This window comes from Akkermansia sp. N21116 (assembly GCF_029854705.2).
Taxonomy (GTDB): Bacteria; Verrucomicrobiota; Verrucomicrobiia; order Verrucomicrobiales; family Akkermansiaceae; genus Akkermansia.
The window spans coordinates 154,265-174,231 of the sequence record NZ_CP139035.1 but is presented as its reverse complement, the minus strand read 5'-3'; the positions used below and the strand labels follow the sequence as shown (position 1 = coordinate 174,231).

14 protein-coding genes and 1 tRNA gene are annotated in these 19,967 nt (G+C 47.5%); 6 read left to right on the top strand and 9 right to left on the bottom strand.

What is annotated here, in order from left to right; translation table 11 throughout:
* Positions 1-4: 4 nt before the first annotated feature.
* The 8 genes from dapB to pyrF all read right to left on the bottom strand — a co-directional run bounded on the left by dapB (position 5) and on the right by pyrF (position 9,044).
* Positions 5-745 (bottom strand): 4-hydroxy-tetrahydrodipicolinate reductase, encoded by a 741-nt coding sequence (dapB, locus tag QET93_RS00645; protein ID WP_280126686.1) that lies wholly within the window; start codon positions 743-745, stop codon positions 5-7.
* A 7-nt stretch (positions 746-752) separates the two neighbouring features.
* Entirely contained in the window at positions 753-1,634 is an 882-nt protein-coding gene (dapA, locus tag QET93_RS00640; protein WP_280126687.1) for a 4-hydroxy-tetrahydrodipicolinate synthase, read from the bottom strand.
* 39 nt (positions 1,635-1,673) lie between these two features.
* On the bottom strand, positions 1,674-2,063 hold the full coding sequence (locus tag QET93_RS00635) for a hypothetical protein (RefSeq protein WP_280126688.1): 390 nt from the start codon (positions 2,061-2,063) through the stop codon (positions 1,674-1,676).
* 14 nt (positions 2,064-2,077) lie between these two features.
* Positions 2,078-5,548 carry a DNA polymerase III subunit alpha gene (dnaE, locus tag QET93_RS00630; protein ID WP_280132625.1) on the bottom strand — a complete coding sequence of 1,157 codons (3,471 nt, stop codon included), beginning with the start codon at positions 5,546-5,548 and terminating at the stop codon, positions 2,078-2,080.
* Between the two features lie 13 nt (positions 5,549-5,561).
* Positions 5,562-6,611 carry a quinone-dependent dihydroorotate dehydrogenase gene (locus QET93_RS00625; RefSeq protein ID WP_280126690.1) on the bottom strand — a complete coding sequence of 350 codons (1,050 nt, stop codon included), beginning with the start codon at positions 6,609-6,611 and terminating at the stop codon, positions 5,562-5,564.
* Positions 6,612-6,688: 77 nt separating this feature from the next.
* Positions 6,689-7,918: an RtcB family protein gene (locus QET93_RS00620; protein WP_280132624.1), complete on the bottom strand. Its 1,230-nt coding sequence runs from the start codon at positions 7,916-7,918 to the stop codon at positions 6,689-6,691.
* 83 nt (positions 7,919-8,001) lie between these two features.
* Positions 8,002-8,124, bottom strand: coding sequence for a hypothetical protein (locus QET93_RS00615; RefSeq protein WP_280126692.1), 123 nt, complete (start codon positions 8,122-8,124; stop codon positions 8,002-8,004).
* 140 nt (positions 8,125-8,264) lie between these two features.
* The gene (gene pyrF, locus QET93_RS00610) at positions 8,265-9,044 is read right to left on the bottom strand and encodes an orotidine-5'-phosphate decarboxylase (RefSeq protein ID WP_280132623.1); all 780 of its coding nucleotides are present in this window, start codon (positions 9,042-9,044) and stop codon (positions 8,265-8,267) included.
* Positions 9,045-9,397: 353 nt separating this feature from the next.
* Here pyrF and QET93_RS00605 point away from each other — a divergent pair.
* Positions 9,398-9,472: transfer RNA gene (locus QET93_RS00605), tRNA-Arg, on the top strand.
* A 33-nt stretch (positions 9,473-9,505) separates the two neighbouring features.
* Here QET93_RS00605 and QET93_RS00600 read toward each other — a convergent pair.
* Positions 9,506-10,558 (bottom strand): tyrosine-type recombinase/integrase, encoded by a 1,053-nt coding sequence (locus QET93_RS00600; protein ID WP_280132622.1) that lies wholly within the window; start codon positions 10,556-10,558, stop codon positions 9,506-9,508.
* Positions 10,559-10,855: 297 nt separating this feature from the next.
* On the opposite strand from QET93_RS00600, the gene QET93_RS00595 reads away from it, so the two are divergent.
* The 5 genes from QET93_RS00595 to QET93_RS00575 all read left to right on the top strand — a co-directional run bounded on the left by QET93_RS00595 (position 10,856) and on the right by QET93_RS00575 (position 19,959).
* Complete coding sequence (locus QET93_RS00595) at positions 10,856-11,509, top strand: thermonuclease family protein (protein WP_322190036.1); 654 nt, start codon at positions 10,856-10,858, stop codon at positions 11,507-11,509.
* 26 nt (positions 11,510-11,535) lie between these two features.
* The gene (locus QET93_RS00590; RefSeq protein WP_280132620.1) at positions 11,536-12,429 is read left to right on the top strand and encodes a hypothetical protein; all 894 of its coding nucleotides are present in this window, start codon (positions 11,536-11,538) and stop codon (positions 12,427-12,429) included.
* A gap of 26 nt (positions 12,430-12,455) precedes the next feature.
* Positions 12,456-15,542, top strand: coding sequence for a tubulin-like doman-containing protein (locus tag QET93_RS00585; protein WP_280132619.1), 3,087 nt, complete (start codon positions 12,456-12,458; stop codon positions 15,540-15,542).
* Positions 15,543-15,759: 217 nt separating this feature from the next.
* Positions 15,760-18,120 (top strand): hypothetical protein, encoded by a 2,361-nt coding sequence (locus tag QET93_RS00580; protein WP_280132618.1) that lies wholly within the window; start codon positions 15,760-15,762, stop codon positions 18,118-18,120.
* A 27-nt stretch (positions 18,121-18,147) separates the two neighbouring features.
* The gene (locus QET93_RS00575) at positions 18,148-19,959 is read left to right on the top strand and encodes a hypothetical protein (RefSeq protein ID WP_322190035.1); all 1,812 of its coding nucleotides are present in this window, start codon (positions 18,148-18,150) and stop codon (positions 19,957-19,959) included.
* The last annotated feature ends 8 nt before the right edge of the window (positions 19,960-19,967 follow it).

Genomic DNA, 19,967 nt, shown 5'->3' with positions numbered 1-19,967 from the left:
GAGATTACATGTTCTTCAGCCCCAGGACGTCTTCCATGTCGTAAAGACCGGCTGGCTTGTTCTGAAGCCAAAGAGCCGCCCTTACTGCTCCCTGGGCGAAGGTCATGCGGCTGGAGGCCTTATGCGTCAGTTCCAGGCGTTCTCCGTCGCCGGCAAAGATGACTGTATGGTCTCCGACCACATCGCCCCCGCGCAGGGAATGCATGCCAATTTCCCGCTCCGGACGGGCTCCGATGTTGCCCAAGCGGCCATGGGAAACGTCTTTTTCATAGTCCATTCCCGTAACGTCACAGAGGATTTCAGCGAGGGATCGGGCGGTGCCGGAGGGAGCGTCGATTTTGTTGTGGTGATGCATTTCCACAATTTCCATGTCAAAGCCGTCCTGGAGGATGCCGGCTGCCTTGCGGGTCAACCAGAACAGAGTGTTGACGCCGACAGAAAAATTGGAGGCGAACACGACCGGGATTTTCTTGGACGCTTCCACGATGGCGGCACGTTCTTCCGGCGTGTGAGCCGTTGTGCCGATGACGACGTTTTTGCCGAAGGCGACTGCTTTTTCCAGCATGCACGTGGTAAAAGTGTGATGGGAAAAGTCGATGATAGCATCGCAGGAAGGCAGAGAATCGGACAATTCCTGGCCGATGTCATGCGTTCCGCCGACACGGGTGTCCGGATTTTGTTCGACGGCGGCTTTGACTGCCTGACCCATTCGGCCGGTAAGGCCGGTAACGAGGATGGATAACATGAGAGGATTAGTTGAGTTCGAACTGGGAGAGTACGCCGGAGAGGATCTTCTTTTTGTCCTCTGACAGCTCAACGAGAGGCAGGCGGATTTCACCCGTCATGCTGCCTTTGATGGCCATGGCTGCCTTGATGGTAACAGGGTTGCCATCGAGAGTCATCAGGGTCTTCATCAACGGGTAGTACTTTTTCTGGAGGGAGAGTGCTTCTCCGTAGTTGCCTTCCAAGCAGGCATTGACCAGTTTGTTCATGGCGGCTGGGACGAGATTTGATGTCACGGAGACGAGTCCCAAGGCTCCGCAAGACATAAAGGGAAGGCAAAGTCCGTCGTCTCCGCAGAGAATGGAAAAACCATCCGGTACTGCCTGGATGAGCTGGTTGACGCGGTCGACGCTGCCGCCTGCTTCTTTAACAGCAAGGATGTTTTTGCAGTCGCGGGCCAGGCGGGCTACAGTTTCGACGGCGATTTCAATACCGCAACGCCCCGGGATACTGTAGAGCATCATGGGAAGTTCGGATGCTTCGGCAATGGTACGGAAGTGGCGATAGACGCCTTCCTGGGAAGGTTTGTTGTAATAGGGACAGACCTGTAAAGTTCCGTCGACTCCGACGCTTTCCGCTTCCTTAACCAGTTCGATGGCTTCTGTCGTGCTGTTGGCTCCGGCTCCGGCAATGACCTGGACACGGCCGGCAGCATAGCGGACGGCGGAATCGATGACTTCCAGATGTTCCGTTACGGACAGGGTGGGGGATTCTCCGGTTGTTCCTACGGGAACAATGCCTGCGACGCCTGCAGCTACTTGGGATTCAATGAGAGCTTCGAAAGCGGGTTCATCGACCCGGCCGTCGCGAAAGGGAGTTACGAGTGCAGTATAAAGGCCTTGGAATTTCATGGGTTTACGGCTCCTCCTTAACAAAAGCCCTCCTTCTTGTCACGACTGAATGACAGGCTCCTTGTCATCTCCGGGAAATTGGTCGGTATCCGGAACGCTTTTTTCTCCCCAGACGGCTAGCCAGATAGTTTGCGGAAGAGTTCGGGATACCCGGTGGCGCGTATGGGCCGGGATAAGGACCCAGTCCAGTGGGCGCAGTGTCTGGATAATTGGAGGGGATTCCCACTCCAGGTCGGCCTCTCCCGCCAGGACCATGATCCACTCGTCCTCGTCCTGGTCGTACCAGAATCCGTCAGGAGATGCTTGCCCGTCCGAGACGATGCGTTCTATCTTTCCCTTGCCGATTGGACAAAGAGTCGTGAACACTTCGTCTGACAAAGGAAAGTCCGGCAGGGAATCCATCATGTTGCCGCAGGCGAACGGAGACATGGCAGGCGGAGCGGTTAATTGTAGATAGAGAGTTCGGCATCCAGTTCCGGACATTTACGGATGCGGAAGCGTTCCCCGAGTTCCAGTTGGGCCAGGTGTCCGAGGGTGTCTTTGACGGTCAGAATGACGGGGGAAGAACCGGGGTAGCGCGTGAGGATGTCCCGGAGGTTTTCCAGATCGCCGTAATCGTGGCGAGTGGGGGACATAATGACGTTCAATGGGCCGGAGTCGCTGAGGGAACGCTTGCGCCCGCTGATCGGTATGACTGCGTTGGCGGATACTCGTTTACTTCCGGAGCGGTCATCCAGGCTGATACGGACGCGGGCCTTGATGAAGCCGCCTGTCTCGACAGGCGGGTCGGCAGCCATCATTTTATCGTAAGTGTCTCCCCAGACGAGGACTTCCGTGACTCCGGTGAAGTCTTCCAGCATCATGATTGCGAACTTGCGTCCGGCTTTGCTCATTTTGGGGACGAGAGCCCGAACCATACCGGCCATTTGGTGGGACCTCTGCAAGTCTTCGGTTTCGAGGTCGTCCAGAAGTCCGATTTTCGTATAGCGGTCGGCGTCGATGACGCCGCGCATGGAATCCAGGGGATGCCCGCAAAAGTAGTAGCCGAGGAGTTCTTTTTCATCGGTCATCTTTTGTGTCTTGGGCCAGTCTGCCAGGATTTGTTTTTTTGCGGGGGGCGGTGCTTCGAAAGCCATGTCGAACAGGGAACCCTGGCCGATGGCGCGGTCTTTATGCAGGGAGGAGGCTCCGCTCAAGGCTAGATCCACCCGGTCGAAAAGGGCGCGGCGCGGCTCGTGTGTCCAGTCCAGGGCGCCTGCTCGGATGAGGGATTCCAGAATTTTCTTGTTGACGCTTTTGGAGTCCAATCGGTTGCAGACGTCCTCCATACTTTGAAAGGGACCGTTCTGGCTACGCTCCTCAATTAGCTGTTCCATGGCTCCGCCCCCGACATTTTTGATGGCGGCCAGACCGTAACGTACGGCCCATTTGCCGGAGGGCAGTTGTTCCGGGGCGAACTTGATCTGGGAATGGTTGATATTGGGTGGAAGGACCTCTATGCCCATTTTGTTGGCTTCCGTAATGAAGACTCCCAGTTTGTCCGTGTTATTCATTTCGTTGGACAGCAATCCTGCAATGAATTCGACGGGGTGGTTGGCTTTTAGGTAGGCCGTCCAGTAGGAGATGTGTCCGTAACAGGCCGAATGCGATTTGTTGAAACCGTATCCGGCGAATTTTTCAATCTTGTCGAAGATCTTGCCGGCCAGTTCGGGTTCGATCCCATTGGTTTTTTCGCAGCCTTCGATGAAGTGTGCTCGTTCTTTCGCCATTTTTGCCGGGTCTTTTTTACCCATGGCTCGGCGGAGAAGGTCAGCGCCCCCGAGCGTGTAGCCAGCGAGGAGTTTGGCGGCATTCTGAACTTGTTCCTGGTAGATCATGATGCCGTATGTTTCCGAACAGACCTTTTCAAGGAGAGGGTGTTCATATTCCGCCTCCTTGACGCCTTTCTTGACGTTGATCATGTCGTCCATGAACTGCATGGCGCCGGGGCGGTACAATGCCAGGAGGTCGATGATATCCTCAATCTTCTGGATGCCGTAGCGTTTACAAGTTTCGACGAATCCGCTCGATTCAAGCTGGAAGACGCCCATCGTATCACCTCGGTTGAGGAGGTCGAGAGTAGGTTTGTCGTCGAGGGGAACCTTGTAGATGTCGAATTCGGGATCTTCGACCATGCGGATGTATTTGACGCAGTCGTTGATCATCGTCATAGTTTTGAGGCCGAGGAAGTCCATCTTCAGCAGACCAACCTCGGTAACGGCTCCCATGTCGTATTGAGTGACGACGCCTCCTTCATTATCCCGCGTCAGCGGGACGTGTTCGTCAAGGGGACAGTCGCCGATGACGACACCGGCTGCATGGACGCCGACATTGCGCACCTTGCCTTCCAGCCGGGTGGCATATTTCCAGAGTTCCATGTAGGTTTCGTTACTTTCGATCAGGGCCCGCAGCTCTTCCTTGCTTTCGTATTCCTTCTTGAGGGTGACTCCCGGACCGGGTTCGATGATTTTGGAAATGCGGTCTGCCTCGCCGTACGGGATATCCATGACGCGAGCTACGTCGCGGATGACCGACTTGGCGCCCATGGTGCCATAGGTGATGATATTGGAGACGGAACGTTCTCCGTACTTTCGGCGAACGTATTCGATGACTTCCTGGCGCCGTGCCTGGCAGAAGTCGATATCGACGTCGGGAGGACTGACTCGTTCCGGATTCAGGAAGCGTTCAAAGATCAAACCGAAGCGGAGAGGGTCGATATCCGTGATCTTCATCGCATAGGCTACGATAGAACCGGCGGCGGAACCGCGGCCCGGTCCCACGGGGATATCGTGTTCCTTGGCCCAGTTGATGAAGTCGGCGGTAATGAGGAAGTAGGAAGCAAAACGGAGAGAATTAATAATACCCAGTTCGTAGTCGAGACGTTCCTTCAGGACGGGGTCGTTGTCTACGCGTTCCTGACCGTAGCGCATGACAAGACCTTCCTCGCAGACCTTGCGGAGGTATTCTTCCCGGGGGGAACCGTCCGGAGTGGCGAACTGAGGATACTTATCCGTGGCGGTGGAATCCAGTTTGATCGTAACGTTGCAGCGTTCGGCGATACGGAGAGTGTTGTCGCAGGCTTCGGGATAATCCTTGAAGAGTTCCCTCATTTCTTCAGGGGATTTGAGATAGACTTCCGGAGAATAGCGCATGCGAGTGGGATCCGCGAGCATTTTACCCATGCCGATGCAGATATGAACATCATGTGCTTCGTGGTCGTCCCGTGTCAGGAAGTGTGCGTCGTTGGTAGCGACGATCGGAAGGTTGTGCTCCCGTGCGAGTTTGATGAGTTGAGGGAAGACCTTTTTTTCCTCGGCAATACCGTGATCCTGAAGTTCGATGAAGAAATTGTCCTTGCCGAAAATACCGGCAAGGCGAGCCGTCATTTCACTGGCCTTCTGGTAGTCGTCCAGTAGAAGCCATTCGTTGATGGGGCCGGCGACGCAACCGCTCAGGCAGATAATGCCTTCGTGAAATTCCTCCAGGGTTTCCAAATCGACGCGAGGCTTGTAATACATGCCTTCCAGATTGCCGCGCGTGACAATTTTGGCGAGGTTGTGATAGCCGAGGTCATTTTCGGCAAGAAGTACCAGATGGGTCGCATTGCGGCGTCCGGGATAGCGTTTTTTATCCTGGAGGGAGAAGGGCGCCAGATAGATTTCACAGCCGATGATGGGTTTGATCTTCGCCTTGGTGGCATTTTGGTAAAACTCAATGGTGCCGAACATGTTGCCATGATCCGTCATGGCAATGGCCGGCATGCCGGATTCGGAACAGAAATTGCACATTTCATTCGTCAGAATGAGACCGTCCAGAAGGGAGAATTCCGTATGGACGTGCAAGTGGACGAACGAGTTTTCCAGAGTTGTTCCCATGGCTGGCTGACCGTTAGTGGGCTGTCATTACCGGACATTGTTCGCGCATGGCCCGGACACAATCGACGATCAGGGGGGGACCGTTGTAGACGAACCCCGTGTAGAGCTGGACGAGACTGGCTCCGGCCTTGATCTTATCGACGGCATCTTGGGCACACATAATACCTCCTACGCCGATGATCGGTATCTTTCCTCCGAGTTCAGCGGCAAAAGCCTGGATGACTTCCGTGGAACGGCGGGTGAGAGGCGCGCCGGAAAGGCCTCCTGCCTGGTTGCTCCAGCGGTGTTCTTCTACTCCGGTGCGTGCGAGTGTGGTATTGGTGGCGATGAGTCCGTCCAGACCTTCATCAAGGAACACGTGGCTGAGTTCCGTGATTTGACTGTCCGTCAGATCAGGTGCCACTTTCATGAAGAGAGGAACGTTGCGCCCCGTTTCCTGGCAGAGGTTGGATGCTTCTGCCTTGAGGGAGGCCAGGAGGCTTGCTGCGGAATCCGCCTGTTGCAGATCGCGCAGGCCTGGTGTGTTCGGAGAGGAAAAATTGACGGCAATGTAGTCGGCGACTGGCCAGGCCGCACTCAGACAGGCAAGGTAATCCATGGCGGCGTCTTCATTGGGTGTGATTTTGTTCTTGCCGATGTTGATGCCGATGACCCCTTTGTATTCGGCTTTTTTAACGTGTTCAACGCCGGAGTCGATGCCGGAGTTATTGAATCCCATGCGGTTAATAATAGCACGGTTTGGAATGAGACGGAACAGGCGGGGTTTGTCGTTGCCCGGTTGGGGGCGCGGCGTCAGTGTGCCGACTTCCACAAATCCGAAACCAAGTCTGCCGAAAGCGTCGATTGTGTCGGCTTCCTTATCCATTCCGGCAGCCAAACCGACGCGATTGGGGAATTTCAACCCTAGAATTTCAACGGGATCTTCCGGGAATTCTCCAGCGAGAGTGGCCAGGATACCCAGTTTTTCTGCGATGCGCAATCCGACCAGAGTTACTTCATGGGCGGTTTCCGCATTGAGGCGGAAGAGACACTTTCTGGCTGTATGATAGAGAATGGGATGCACTGCGCGGGGAGTGTAACAAAGCCGCTACACCGGGTCAAGGAAGGGAATGTCATGGGACTTCCCGCGCGGTGACGTCGTCATTTTCTCTCCTTTTTCCAAAAAGGAGTTCCGCTCTCCTGGGCCTTGAAATTGTACACGGGCCGGATGATGTCCCGGACATCGACCGTATCGCCGATCAGTCCGAGGATTTCCTCGATTCCCTTGTATACCATGGGGGCCTCGTCCAGGGTCTCTTCCGAGATGGAGGTAGAATAGATACCCTTCATGGATGTGCGGAAATCGTCGATGTCGAGTGTCTTCCGCGCCACGGTACGGCTCATGATGCGACCGGCACCATGCGGTGCGGACTGGTTCCAGTCATCATTGCCTTTGCCGGTTCCGAGGATGGCGCCGTCTCTCATGTTGATGGGGATGAGGAGGCGTTCATTCTTACGGGCGGAAATGGCGCCTTTGCGGACGATTCCGGAATCGTGGTCGATGTAGTTGTGGATGGTGTGGAATGCATCTTCCGGAGCCAAATGCAGGCCTTCTATAATTTCACGGGCGATAATTTCGCGATTAACCGTAGCAAAATGCTGGCAGATGCGCATGTCGTGCAGGTAACGTTCGCGGGCTTCACCTTCCAGATAACAGAGTTCGGGGGGAATATCGGGGTGGAGTTCTTCAGCTTCCCTCTTGATGCGTGCGATCGCAGTCTGGATTTCGGACTGGCGGCCGTTTGCCCTGTATTCTTCGATTATTTTAAGGCATGTGTCGGTTGTTCTATAGGAAGCTCTATGGCGTTCGATAGCCTCGTTCTGATAAAGATCCGCCACCTGCTTGCCGAGGTTGCGGCTTCCCGTATGGATTACCAGATAGGCAGTACCGTCCCCGGCGACATCCAATTCGATAAAGTGATTGCCTCCACCCAGGGTTCCCAGACTCTTGAGCAGCCTCTCCTGGTAGTGCAAAGAGTCAAGACACTTCAGACCATCGAATTCAGGAAAACCGACCTTTTGATTCTCATGAGTGTCGCTTCCCGAAGGAACCCGTTCGCGAATAATGCGGTCGAGTTCCGAAAAATCGGGTAGTTTCTTCCCGAGGCGGACAGTATACATGCCGCAGCCGATATCGACTCCGACGATGTTGGGAATCACCTTGTCGCCTAGATTGGCCGTAAAACCGATGACGCATCCGACTCCGGCGTGAACATCGGGCATGATACGGATCTTGCTGTTCGTGAACGCAGGAACCTGTCCCAGTCTGGCAATTTGTTTCTTCGCCAGTCCGTCGACGTTGTCAGTAAATATTTTAACGTTGTCCATCATGTTTTTTTCATAGTTGAAAAAAAGGCCGGACATCGCATCTGCAATGTCCGGCCCAGAGTTTATTTGAATATGGTATTCGATTGTTATGGATGATGCTGTACAGGCAGTTCTTCAAACCGGGCCGGAATCGGTTCGGACATGCCCATGCCCAGTGAAGCCCGTAGGACTTCTTGGGAACAGGAGAGGCTGGGGAACATGTTCTTCATGAATTCTGTATCCGAGTGAGAGGATGAGGTTGCCTGTTTCGAGCAACTGGAGCTATCCTACCATATTTCGGGAAATGTAAACCGGGTGTTTTTGCAAGTAACTTAACTCTAGAGTCAAGAATGCTTTCTCGGGGGGACGATTAGTACCCGAGTGCTTTGCGGATGTCTTCAGCGTAGGAGGCTGCTTTTTGGGCGAAGCTCTTATCCATATCCCGGTAAAGAATACCGCGGGAGACATTGATCAGAGGAGGTGCCGTACGACCGGCTCCTGTGAGGCTGGAGAGATCGCCTCCCTGGGCGCCGAGGCCGGGAATCAACAGCGGGGCATCCGGCGTCCGGGTAAGGATTTCGCTGTCGGCGTTCGTGAGGCCAACCACCATGCCGACATCGGTTTTGCGACCTTCGGCAATCGAACGGCTCACCATGTCGCCGACAAGTTCATAGACTTTACGGCCATCTGCCAGCTGTTGGCGTTCAATATCGGCGGAACCGGGGTTGGATGTGACAGTAAGGAGATAGACGCCCTTGCCTTCGTAGTCGAGAAAGGGGGCAAGAGTGTCGTATCCCATGAAGGGGCTGAGGGTGACGGCATCGACATTCAGGCGTTCGAAATAGGCCTGGGCGTAATATTTCTGGGTTTCTCCAATATCGCCGCGCTTGACGTCGAGGACGATGGGGATTTCCCGAGGCATATCGGCCAGCAGGGATTCCAGCATTTCAAGTCCGGCCAGCCCCATGGCTTCGAAATAGGCGATATTGGGTTTGAAGGCAGCGGTATAGGGGGCTGTTTCTTCAATGACTTGGCGAAGGAAAGAGGGAATTTGTCCGACTCCGTCCGATTCGGGACGCGGGTCGAGACCGACGCACAGGGCGGAGCGAGTGTCGCGGATGCGTGAGGCAAGCTTTTCAGAGAACTTCATATGGCACTTATAGAATCACAGGAGGGGGATGACAGGCAAGCCCCATTGATGGCCGGAGATAAAAGTTGAATCTGAGGTAGACTTGTGCCGGGAGCCATCTCATACGTTGCCGGGAATTCCTTCATCCGTTTGGGAAAGAATTACTGTAAGAACATGCGTGATACCGCAGCCGGCACCTTCCGTAATACGAACCTTCATGGTCTCATTGAGGAGTTCTATACGATGAAAAGAGAACGGCATCGCTCCTGCGCATGGATTCTTCGTTTGCCAATTCATTTTGAGCGATGGCGTTGAAAAGTCTTGCACCGGATCTCCTAATTTTTATGGTACTCGCATCGCTTTTGTGCTTTCGTGGGCTCGTCGTTCAATGGATAGGACGTCGGTTTCCGGTACCGAAGATGAGGGTTCGATTCCCCCCGGGCCTACCAAGATCATAAATGCGATGGTTGATTGGAATTGATTTAGAATACTTGAAAAGAAGTTGGATCTGTAAACCAGAATCTTTTTGCTGATTGTCTGGAGATATTGTTCATATTCAAATATCGATATTGTAAGAGGCGCAGAGTAGTGTGTCCCATTTCCATTTGGAGCTCATGTAGATTACGATAATAGCTTGCATGATAACTGGCAAAGGTATGGCGCAGAGTGTCGGCTTGCCAAGTTTTTTTGACTCCATCCCAGCCGGCTGCGCGATGAATGCTCGACCATTTACGTCTCCAACCTTGAGGGCATACAGTTGATTCAGGAGAGGCAGGCAAACAATCCTTTAGGATATTTTTCAAGATAGGTTGTATGGAAACAGCTCTCCCTCCTCCTGTCTTACTGTGTGAAGGACGAATCAGTATTGTTCCGGAGGATAGCTTGATATCTTTCCATTGGAGGCGTTCTAATTCATGCGGACGAATACCAGCATATAACATAAGGCCTATAGCAGGAAGGCATGACTGGTCAAACATCGTTTTAGCATGATAGAGTAAGGATTTAATTTCATCATCATTCAAAGGTTGTATTTCTTTCTCTTGAATAGGAGGCAAATCAATACGCAAGACAGGGTTTTCTTGGCTCCATCCTCGTTTATAGGCAGTGGACATTATTCCACTGAGGATTGCTCTAGCTTTAAATCGTTGTCGGGGAGTGTAGAAAGATTTCTCTATGATATCACGGCAAAATTCGTAGTTAATATATCGAACCTTTTGATGCTCTAATCCCGGAATTTTGAGCATCATTCTACGAGAAAAGTATTGGATATCTCGCAACGATGTGGGTCGTAAATGTTTTTTGCTTCGCAATGTTTCTTCGACTGCTTCTGAGAAGGTCACGGTCCTGGTCTCGCGCTCTAATGTTTTCATCCCCAGAAAGACACACTTCTGCATAGTTTTGAAAGAGCTACGCCCTTTGGTCGAATGAATATTATAAACGAGGGTTGCTGCTTCGAGGATAGAGATTCCCGTCTGTTTGAGTAGCTGTTCTGCAGCTTGGATTTTTTCTAGGGATGTTTCAATTGGAGCTATCATGAGAGAGATAGAAGCATAGGATTACCAATCCTGCATCAAGCCTAAAATTTATTTTTTTAGTGTTACTGTAACTTTTTGATAATTAATAATATTTGTGGCAAGTGGGAAAAATTCTAATTTTCCAGTGAATAGCGTCACAGCGTTTTTTACCATCTAGTACTCATTGCATGAGTGCAGGATTGGTAATCCTGTATACATCCCAGAAACAAAAGATGTCTAAATTTTGGAAGTTGTTGTACAACTGTTTGATAGAGTCAAGGTGACCGTAAAAACGAGAATCAAGCAAAAGTTATTAATATGTTTGCTGCTATAGGAAATTGTATACTGTTCTTGTTGATTTTGTCGTCTGTATGTTTTGGTAAAACTATGATTGGTGAGGTCGTATCAATAACCGATGGAGATACGATTAAAGTGTTAGATTGTAACAATACGGAATACAAAATAAGATTATACGGAATTGATTGTCCGGAACGAAAACAGGATTTTGGACAAAGTGCGAAAAAAGCTATTTCTGACATGATTTACGCAAAAAAAGTTACCGTAGAATATGAAAAATATGACCAATATGGAAGAATTATTGGTAAAATCTATCATGATAAATTATATGTAAATTTAGAAATGATAAAGAAAGGGTTGGCATGGTGGTATTATACTTATGCCCCCCGTGATTATGATTTAAGAGATGCCGAACAAAAAGCACGAACAGAAAAAATAGGAATCTGGAGCATCCCAAAAGCAGTTCCGCCATGGCAATTTAGAAGAACTTCGCAAAGCGAAGTCATAAGAACGGATCATAAAAATCAGGAATTTTGGGTAACTGATTCAACAGGGAAGATTCATAACAAAAATTGTAAATGGTATCACCAAAGTAATGGCGAATTAAAAGTAAATCCGAGTGGTAAAGACTGTGGAATATGTGGAGGAAGAAAGGTTATATTCAACGATAAATAAATTCTCAAATTAAAATAGTTAAATTGATGAACGATAATAATATGTTGGAACAGTTTCTGACTGTTCCTTTTAGTAGCGGGGAAATAGTGCTGTCAGTAGTACTTGCAGTAGTACTTTTTGCAGTTTCATTCTTCGTAATTGGTCAGTTATGGGGTATTTGCTGGAATAAAAAGTGGAACCTTTTCCGCTCTTTGGCGAATGTTGTCGTGACTGCCATGCTTTCCGTATGTGTGGTACTCAGCGGTTTACTCTATTACGGAAGTAACGGTTGCCATTTGTCAGGAAGCGGCATCAGAAATGATCTTGCTACCTTAAATAATGAATTCACTAAAAAGGTGAAGGAAATTTGTAAGGATGAAGATGGTTCTCTGCGCTTGCGTACACTCGAAAAACTTAGTGCAAATCCAGCAGCTAAAGCTTACCGTATTGATGGGGAAAAGAAGATTATTGACCTAGAGGATGGAGGAGTCAAAAATCTTGAAAACCAGCCTGTTGACGATGCCTTACCAGTTTCTGGGCTTGTTAGTATTCTCTCTCGTGAAATGTTGAGTACAGCAGATGAAAAGCTGGAATCTAGCCTTTCTTCAACAGTTCCTGCCCTTTCATTTTTAATTAAAGGTATTTTTGACTCAGCTTCCGTGAATGGAGGAAACAATGTTACTGAGCTGGTGAATATTTTTGGTGGGGTAGATAATAATCTCAAACTACCTGTGAGTATGTCCGGCAAGCTGGAACCCATTCATGAAGAAATTTTGAAAAAATTCGATGGCGCGACAAAGGAAAGCTACAATAAGGCGCGTAGTGCCAGGCTAAATACGGCCGATATGGCCTTTGCTCTCTTCTGGGTCTTGCTGGCTGTTCTTTGCGCTTATGTCGCGTATATGGCCTGCGCCGATATCAAGGCGAAAAATGAGAACTAAGTTTAATTTTACGTTTATATCATATCATGAGTAATAACCTTTTTATTGGTCTTGGCGGTCAAGGAGTGAAGTCCATTGCTGCCCTCCGTCGACTTTCTGTTACACGTGCACCTCAATACAAGGAGCTTACAAATCCTGATGATGGAAATCCTAAATCCAAATTTGATTATCTGATTATTGACTCCAATATTCCGAATGAAGTAGGAATGTGGCGTTCCATGGGTAAGGAGGTAGGTTTGATGCCCAATCAGATCGTAAATATTTCCTCTAGCAATTTGCCTCCATTATCCACCTTGGCTGCTTCTACTCATGTCCAACCTTGGTTGGATGGGATTGGTTTTGTGAAAGAAGCATTGGCGGGCAATACTGCAATTGATGGTGCTGGTCAGATGCGTCGTTTTGGCCGTTTACTTGGCGCTGCCAATGGCTCACATATTGTTCAAGCGATTGATGGTGCTGTTGCCAGGTTTGGCGATGGTGCAGGAGCAGTTCAGGCCAGTTGCACTTTCCATATTTTTGCTACTTTGGGGGGCGGTACCGGATCAGGAACTATTGTAGACGTGGTGAGTTATATTCGTAACCGTTTTAGCAACAAACAGAATTATCCGATTTATCTATACTTGTACATTGCCGGTGAGCATGCTAAAAATCCCCGTAAGACGGAATTCTTTTATCCCAATCAGTATGCTGCGTTGCGTGATTTAAATGCAATCAATGTTGGGAAGTATGAGCCTGATCTGGCCTTGCTTACCGAACAGAAAAAAACACTCTCGAAAGCCGACGGAGTAAATGGGATTAATCAAGTTGTCATTAGTTGTGATGTTGCCGGATCCAACGTCAATGTAGAGTTGGATGCGCAAATCAGACACATGGCGGAAATCTGCTTTAATCGCGTTTATGCGATGGATTCGGGAGAACTTAATATTCAAATGAAAGATTCTATCTCAGGAGAAGATGTCGTTGTCAATAGCCCTTGGGAACCCTCATTCATTTGTCCTGAACGATCCTATCGCTTCTCCGTGTCCTGTGTAAAACGATGGAAAGTGCCAGTAGAAGAATGTAAGGAAAATCTTTATTATTTTACTTATTCCCAGTTGCTTAATAGGTGGCTGTATCAGCACTGGGTAACAGGGTGTGGGTACTGCAAACGCTCGGATATCACAAGAAAACAGGCGGATACTCTTTACAAGATCATTACTGATGGAACCAGTGTAGACGCAACGGCAAGCGATAAAGGAAAATATGAAAAGGATGTAGAAATCGCTTTTAAAAAAATTATAGACAAATATAAGAGCAAAGGCTGGAAAGACTCTTCTCTTGATGAACTTGTTCGTGAGTTTGATTCTATTTTGGATAATGGAGTCATCCCTCAAATTGATGGTCAGCCGCCTTTGTCGTCCTTAAACGACTTCCTGAAGGTTCAGGAACAACAGGTTGCGATTCTTTGCGATAATATCAAGGATAGTCTTTTGGCTCTTTCGGGAGAGGCTATTAGTCAAAATGGTCTCGTTGATATGGTTAATTCTCTGGCTCTGGCAAAAAAAGACTTTAATAATAAGGTCGAAGAAGAAAAGAATCGCCTGGATTGCGCTCTTGACAGACAGAAGAAATTGAAAAAGTCTTTGGAGAACCGTAATAGCGAACAATGGGTAAAGATTACCATTTTATCCTCTGTTCTTGGCAAGGCTGGTTCTCTGCTGTCAGCACATGGAGAGGATTGTCTTGCCCTCTTTAAGAGTAAACTGGAAAGCGGTATGCGCGGAGTATCTTTTAAGTTATACGAAGCGGTAAACCAGATGCTTGACAAGTTGGTGAAATATGCCGAACAGACTGTTGATGAGTTCGTCACATGGGAGGAAAAGATTAGTGCTAGATTGAAGGATTCCAATAGTACTCTGCAAAATCTGAAAGATGATATTTTTGTCAAGTATGAGTTCAATTATCAGGATCTAACAAATATCCATAAGGAAATATTGAACTTTAGAGGAGAATTGGATTCCGAAATGGCCTTTTTCGATGCGATGTGGAAGAATTCTGCAAAGAACATGTATGAAGCTGTGTCCAACGTCAACGCGTTGAACAATCTTCGCAATGCCTTGGAAGATGCAGAAATAGATGGGAAGTCTATTTGGGACGCTGCTGTAAGGCTCCATGATCTGGCGATAGAAAATAATATCAAGCTGAAAAAACATCCTGTTCTCTATGGTTCACTGGTAGATCGGTTAGAAGCTCGTCATATTGCCAATCCGCAAATGCTACAGTCCGATATTAAGGTCTTTATGGACGCAATGGTATCCAGCTCAGCCATTACTTCCTCGCCCGGTATTCAAACGCAAATTCCAACTCCTCCACCCTTAGGCTGCATGAGTCTAGGTATTCCTGATGATGGGAATTTCAGGACGACGCTAGAATCTCTATTTAGTGCAGCTAGACCTAATGATCTGAATATACAGAATAATTATGCTACGTATAGGAGCTGTTATCAGTACGAAATTTGTCTTATGTATATGCAGTACTGGATGCCGGCTCGTTTTGTTAATGCAGTAAAATATTTGGCGAAGACTTATGATTACCAAGATGCGGTCAAGAATGCCAAGGCGAAGTACTTTGTGAATATCGATCCCAGTGGTGAGAGAGATATGCGGCCTCAGCTCATATACGATCCGGGAGAAGAACAAAAAGGTTTTGCGCTTGATGCTTATTGGCAAGCTCATTTGTTGACATGTGGTGACCCTGATAACACTTGTATTATTACTCATAAACAAAATCAGTTGGGGCAGCATATTATTGTCAGAAATGTTTATATAGAAGGGCATATGGGGACGGAAACAAAAATTTTGAACCAGCTTCCTAATGGTCTATATCGTACAGAAGAGGAGTATTTGAATAACGTGTCCATGGAAGACACAATTGAAATTAAGACTCTTGTCCAGGATGCATTGAAGAAAATTGTTGCTTTGGACGAAACGAAACGTTTTGTCCAGGCTCGAAAGTTATTGGATAAGGCCCGTCAACTGGTAGAGAGCGCTTCTGATGAACCGAGCAAGCTTCAGGCTCAAAAGGGCTACAACAATTTTCTCGATAGCTTGAAGAAACTCAATCTCGTTTCGTAACTTAGCAATTCATCAACCTCATTCCCCCTTTTTTTGCACGAAGAAGAGGGGATGAGGTTTTATCGTGCCCCTGTAATCAATTTTTTTATCTATGAATCCTCAGCAGAAACTGTTTTTTCGTATATTTATAGCAGTTATATCTGCAATCATACTATGGGTTGTTTTTTCTACTCCGGATGATCCCAGGCATGACGATTGGCGTACCTATTTCGGAAGTATGAAGGATTCTCGTAACATAGATAATTTAATCGAGGGGGTGAATACCGAGTGTGATCGATGGAATCAGGAGTTGACTGCCAGATATGCGCGTGCTCAAGTGGAAAATCTGCCAGGTGCTTTTACCACGACAAATGCTGACCTTGCTGAACGTTTGAATCAGCACATACTCCTCTTTGAAGATCTGAAAAGAGCTCATGCCAAAGAACAGGAACAACTCCTGTCTGCAGTCGAAATATCTAGAAAGGAATACGAGGATACCCCTGATTTTTGCAAAGAACGTGACGTATCCTTGAAGCAGGATGCAGAATCAAGATTGTTGCCTCTTTATCAAAAATTGATTGAGGATAGCGTACGATTTAATGAGGAACTTAGGGGTATACAGAATTCTCTTAGAGAGGGAAAACTGGTTCATGGAAAAGATGCTGAAAGCTTTGACTACATGGCATGGCTCGATAATGAAATCAGTCATCTTAATCCCCGATCCAATATGCGCCAGAAACGCGCCGATATTCTTCAGGCGAAGAGTATCATTGATACTCACAAGGAAGATGTAGGGGGCAATCTTGGCTCTGACTGGGTTGATCTTTTATTCAAGTTGTGCGGGGGAGATAGTAATGAAGGCGGTGTCCTGGACAGGATTGATTCTTGCAGATCTACCCATAATAAGTTGAGAGACGGCATCATGATGGCCATTAATCGTAACATTGCAATGTGGATGCCGTATGATGAGATCCCTCAAACCCCCAAATTCCCCGTAAATGCCAATGCTTTGAAAGGGAGTGCAGCCGATGTGAAGTTACAACGGGTAAAGGATGCTCTTGAGGATCGGAATTTTAGTTTTACTCCTTATAGCTATCAGGCCCATTTTATTGATATGGAGGCCAAAAATTATTGCAACCTGCAGCTTCATGAGCCTCCTGCCCCTCCGTTTCCTGTAGAAAATTCTGACTATGTGTTTGGCGCGCCGGGTGACTATCAAAACATTCTACTGGATGTCGTTAAAAAATGGGCTGTGAAACAGGGTGGTTTCGGCTTGTCAGCAAAGGATGTAAAGATTTCTCTCTTCAAGGGTAATCACTATGTGGAAATTGCACATGAAGACAGTAGTCAAAAAGACAAAAAAGCTTTGCGGATCATTGTTTGCAATGAAAAATCCTTGAAAAAAATAGGAGGCTCTCCCGTTGACCTCTATTTGAGCCCGACCAAAATGGGGGAAGGCTCTCTGGTTGCTTATGATGCTCTCGTCTTCTTCTCTTCTGAACAGGGTATCGTTTTGCAGCAGGAAAAATTCCCTGCTAATCCTCGTCATTACAGTATGAGTGCTCTTGATGCAGTGCCTGTCCTCGTGAAAAATAATGAGATTTTCAAGTTTCTGGAGGCTCGTGAAGGCGATTTCAAGGAAGGTGATACAACTACTGTTCAGGCCGCTGATACTATCAGCTTGTGCACTTACCACAATGTGATTGGAGCTGAAAACAAGAATAAACTGACTCCATCAACCATTGATGATTCCGTTGCCATTCGCACTAACCATAATAAGGATGTTATATCTACTCGATTCTTCAAACCGACAGATGACAATATACGGATGGGATATTACCCATTGACTTATAGAATTTATGCTAGCACGACCGGGAAAACTCCTTCTCGTCGCATCAAGCACTTCATGGACTTTATGCTCAGTAATGAAGAAGCCGAGGGACAGTTTGTTCTCAAGAGTGGAGGCCTTGTGGGACTGTTTCCCCGCCCGTATGCTCCCAGAATGCTTACAGATGAGGATATAGAAACAGAGAAGGTGATTCAGGCAATGAAAAGGCTTGATAAAGATGCTTTTGGTTATGCCGATTCTGATACAGAAATCGTAGGGGTTATGATGGGATACAGAGCTCTTTTTAGAACCAATGAAGGAGATAAGGCATCCGAGACCTTGAAAAAATCTACGCAAGCTTTTGTAGAAGATGAAAAAGGTGCCAACTTCCAAGAAATGGCTACAACTATCCGTGCCGATATCAAGCAATATACGACAAACTTCAATGGAGCGTGTTGTGTGCTTTTTGTCGGCCATGCCGACAGCACAGGACAGGATTCCTGGAATAACACACTATCCGTTCAGCGTTCCGTTGCCTGCATGAATCTCATTGAGGGCAATTCTATTACTAATGAGAATCGTGAATTTATTGTTGGCGGTAAAATTCCCTGTCACTCTGAAGACGGGTATGAAAAGACCATTCCCTGTACCAACTTTGGTAGCGGTAGTCGCATGCCAGTGGGTTCCAATAAGGCAGAAGATGGCAAGAAGATGAATCGGCGTGCAGAAGTATTTCTTATATGGCGTAAAGGGACTCGTACATATAATTAATCTTAATAGCAAATTCTATTTTTTTATATGAATATGATATTAATTTTGGCTGATGTCTCGCCCACCCTTTCGGATTTACTTCCTTTTCAGGGGCAACTTGCAGACTGGGCTTCTTTGGTAATCATATGCTTATTTTTAAATGGGTTGCTATCGACCAAACAAGGAATACGACGTACGCGTGAAGAAGGTGTTAGTCTGAAAGAGAAGACTGAACTTTCATATGCTGAAATGAAAGAACTGGCTATCCAGGAAGAGGTTTTCGAAAAGGATTTTCTCGACCATACTACTCTGCGTATCCAAGCACTTCTCAGAGGGGAAAAAAACCATCGTATCCCTACTCTGACGGAATTGCATAGTATGACTCAGCGATCAGAATTTGCACGGCCCTATTCTTCAAAGTCACGTACGATTATATCTGTTCTTATCATTTGTGGTATTGCGGGGTCCCTTTTAGGGATTCATGGCCTTGATTTTTCAGGAGATATCATTAATAAGTTGACTGTGGCATTAAAGCCAAGTCTTTGGGCCGTATCATGTACTGTGGTTCTTGTTTTTATGAGGGCATGGTATATGCAGGATTTCAGAAAATTTCTGGATAGACTTGATAATGTCACAATATCAAATTACATTCCGTTATTAGATTCCAAGACTACGCTCGATTTGACAGTTACAAAACTGGCAGAAACGCAGAAAAGTCTTTTTGGTCTGGTGGATGGCTATGGCAGATTGATCCAATCTGTTCAGGACAATATGGAGACCTGGGTCCAAACCCGTGATCTTTATATGGAAAGTAGTAGAGAAATGCGAAACAGTGCTCTGAAAATGACGGAAACCATTTCTTACTTGAATATCAACACAGTAAAACAAAATGAATCTTTTGATTTATTAAAGGGCACTCTGTCTGACTTGACTGATATGCAGAAAGATGCCGTGTCAAAGATTGCTGACATGCACAACAATCAGGTAAATCTGGCAACTACCGTAAGCGATATTGTGAGTGCTCTATCAAATCTCCGTTGTGAGAATGGAGAGTTTGCTGACGTTCTTGCTTCTCTTGTGACGCTGGTAAAGAGTAATGCAATAAATAATGTAGAGATTGCACAGACCCTAGGGCAGACAGTTTCCGGTGTGCAGCAAGATTTGTCTTCGCTGAAGGATACCCTTGAAATAGTCAATGGGTCAGCCAAAAAATTTGAAACTCACTTTGCCAATGCCAGTTCTTCCATGGGAGCACTGGAAGGGACATTTAAGGAGGCATCCAGTAATATTATTAAAGCTGGGAATTCTATGGTAGATTACGGTGAAAAACTGGCTACATCTATTCAGACGATTGAAGAGGATTTTGTGGCAATTAGAGATTCTATTGTGGAAATCCGTGATTCCAGTACCAATTTTGCCATGAATATTCGTGCGATTGATTCGAATATGCAAAGCTTGGTTGAGCTTCCTAATAACTTGACTCGAGAATCAAAGGAGTTACGCGAAGAAATGAACTCCTCTATGGTTGATATTCGGAGAAAGATGGAAGATTCTTGTCGTTATTTAATGAAATTTTATCATACTAGTCAAGAGAGAGTACTAGTCACCGAAGCAACGTTGCCGTTTCCTGTTATACCTCCACATGCAGAACCTCCGGTTTCGCGAGCTCAAGAGGAGCCTCCGGTTTTACGAGCTCAAGAGGAGCCTCTGGTTTCGAGAGCTCAAGAGGAGCCTCCGGTTTTACGAGCTCAAGAGGAGCCTTCGGTTTCGCGAGCTCAAGAGGAGCCTCCGGTTTTGCGAGCTCAAGAGGAACCTTCTCAGTCTGTTCCACAGAAACGGCGTTGGTGGCCTTGGGGTTGATAACAAAT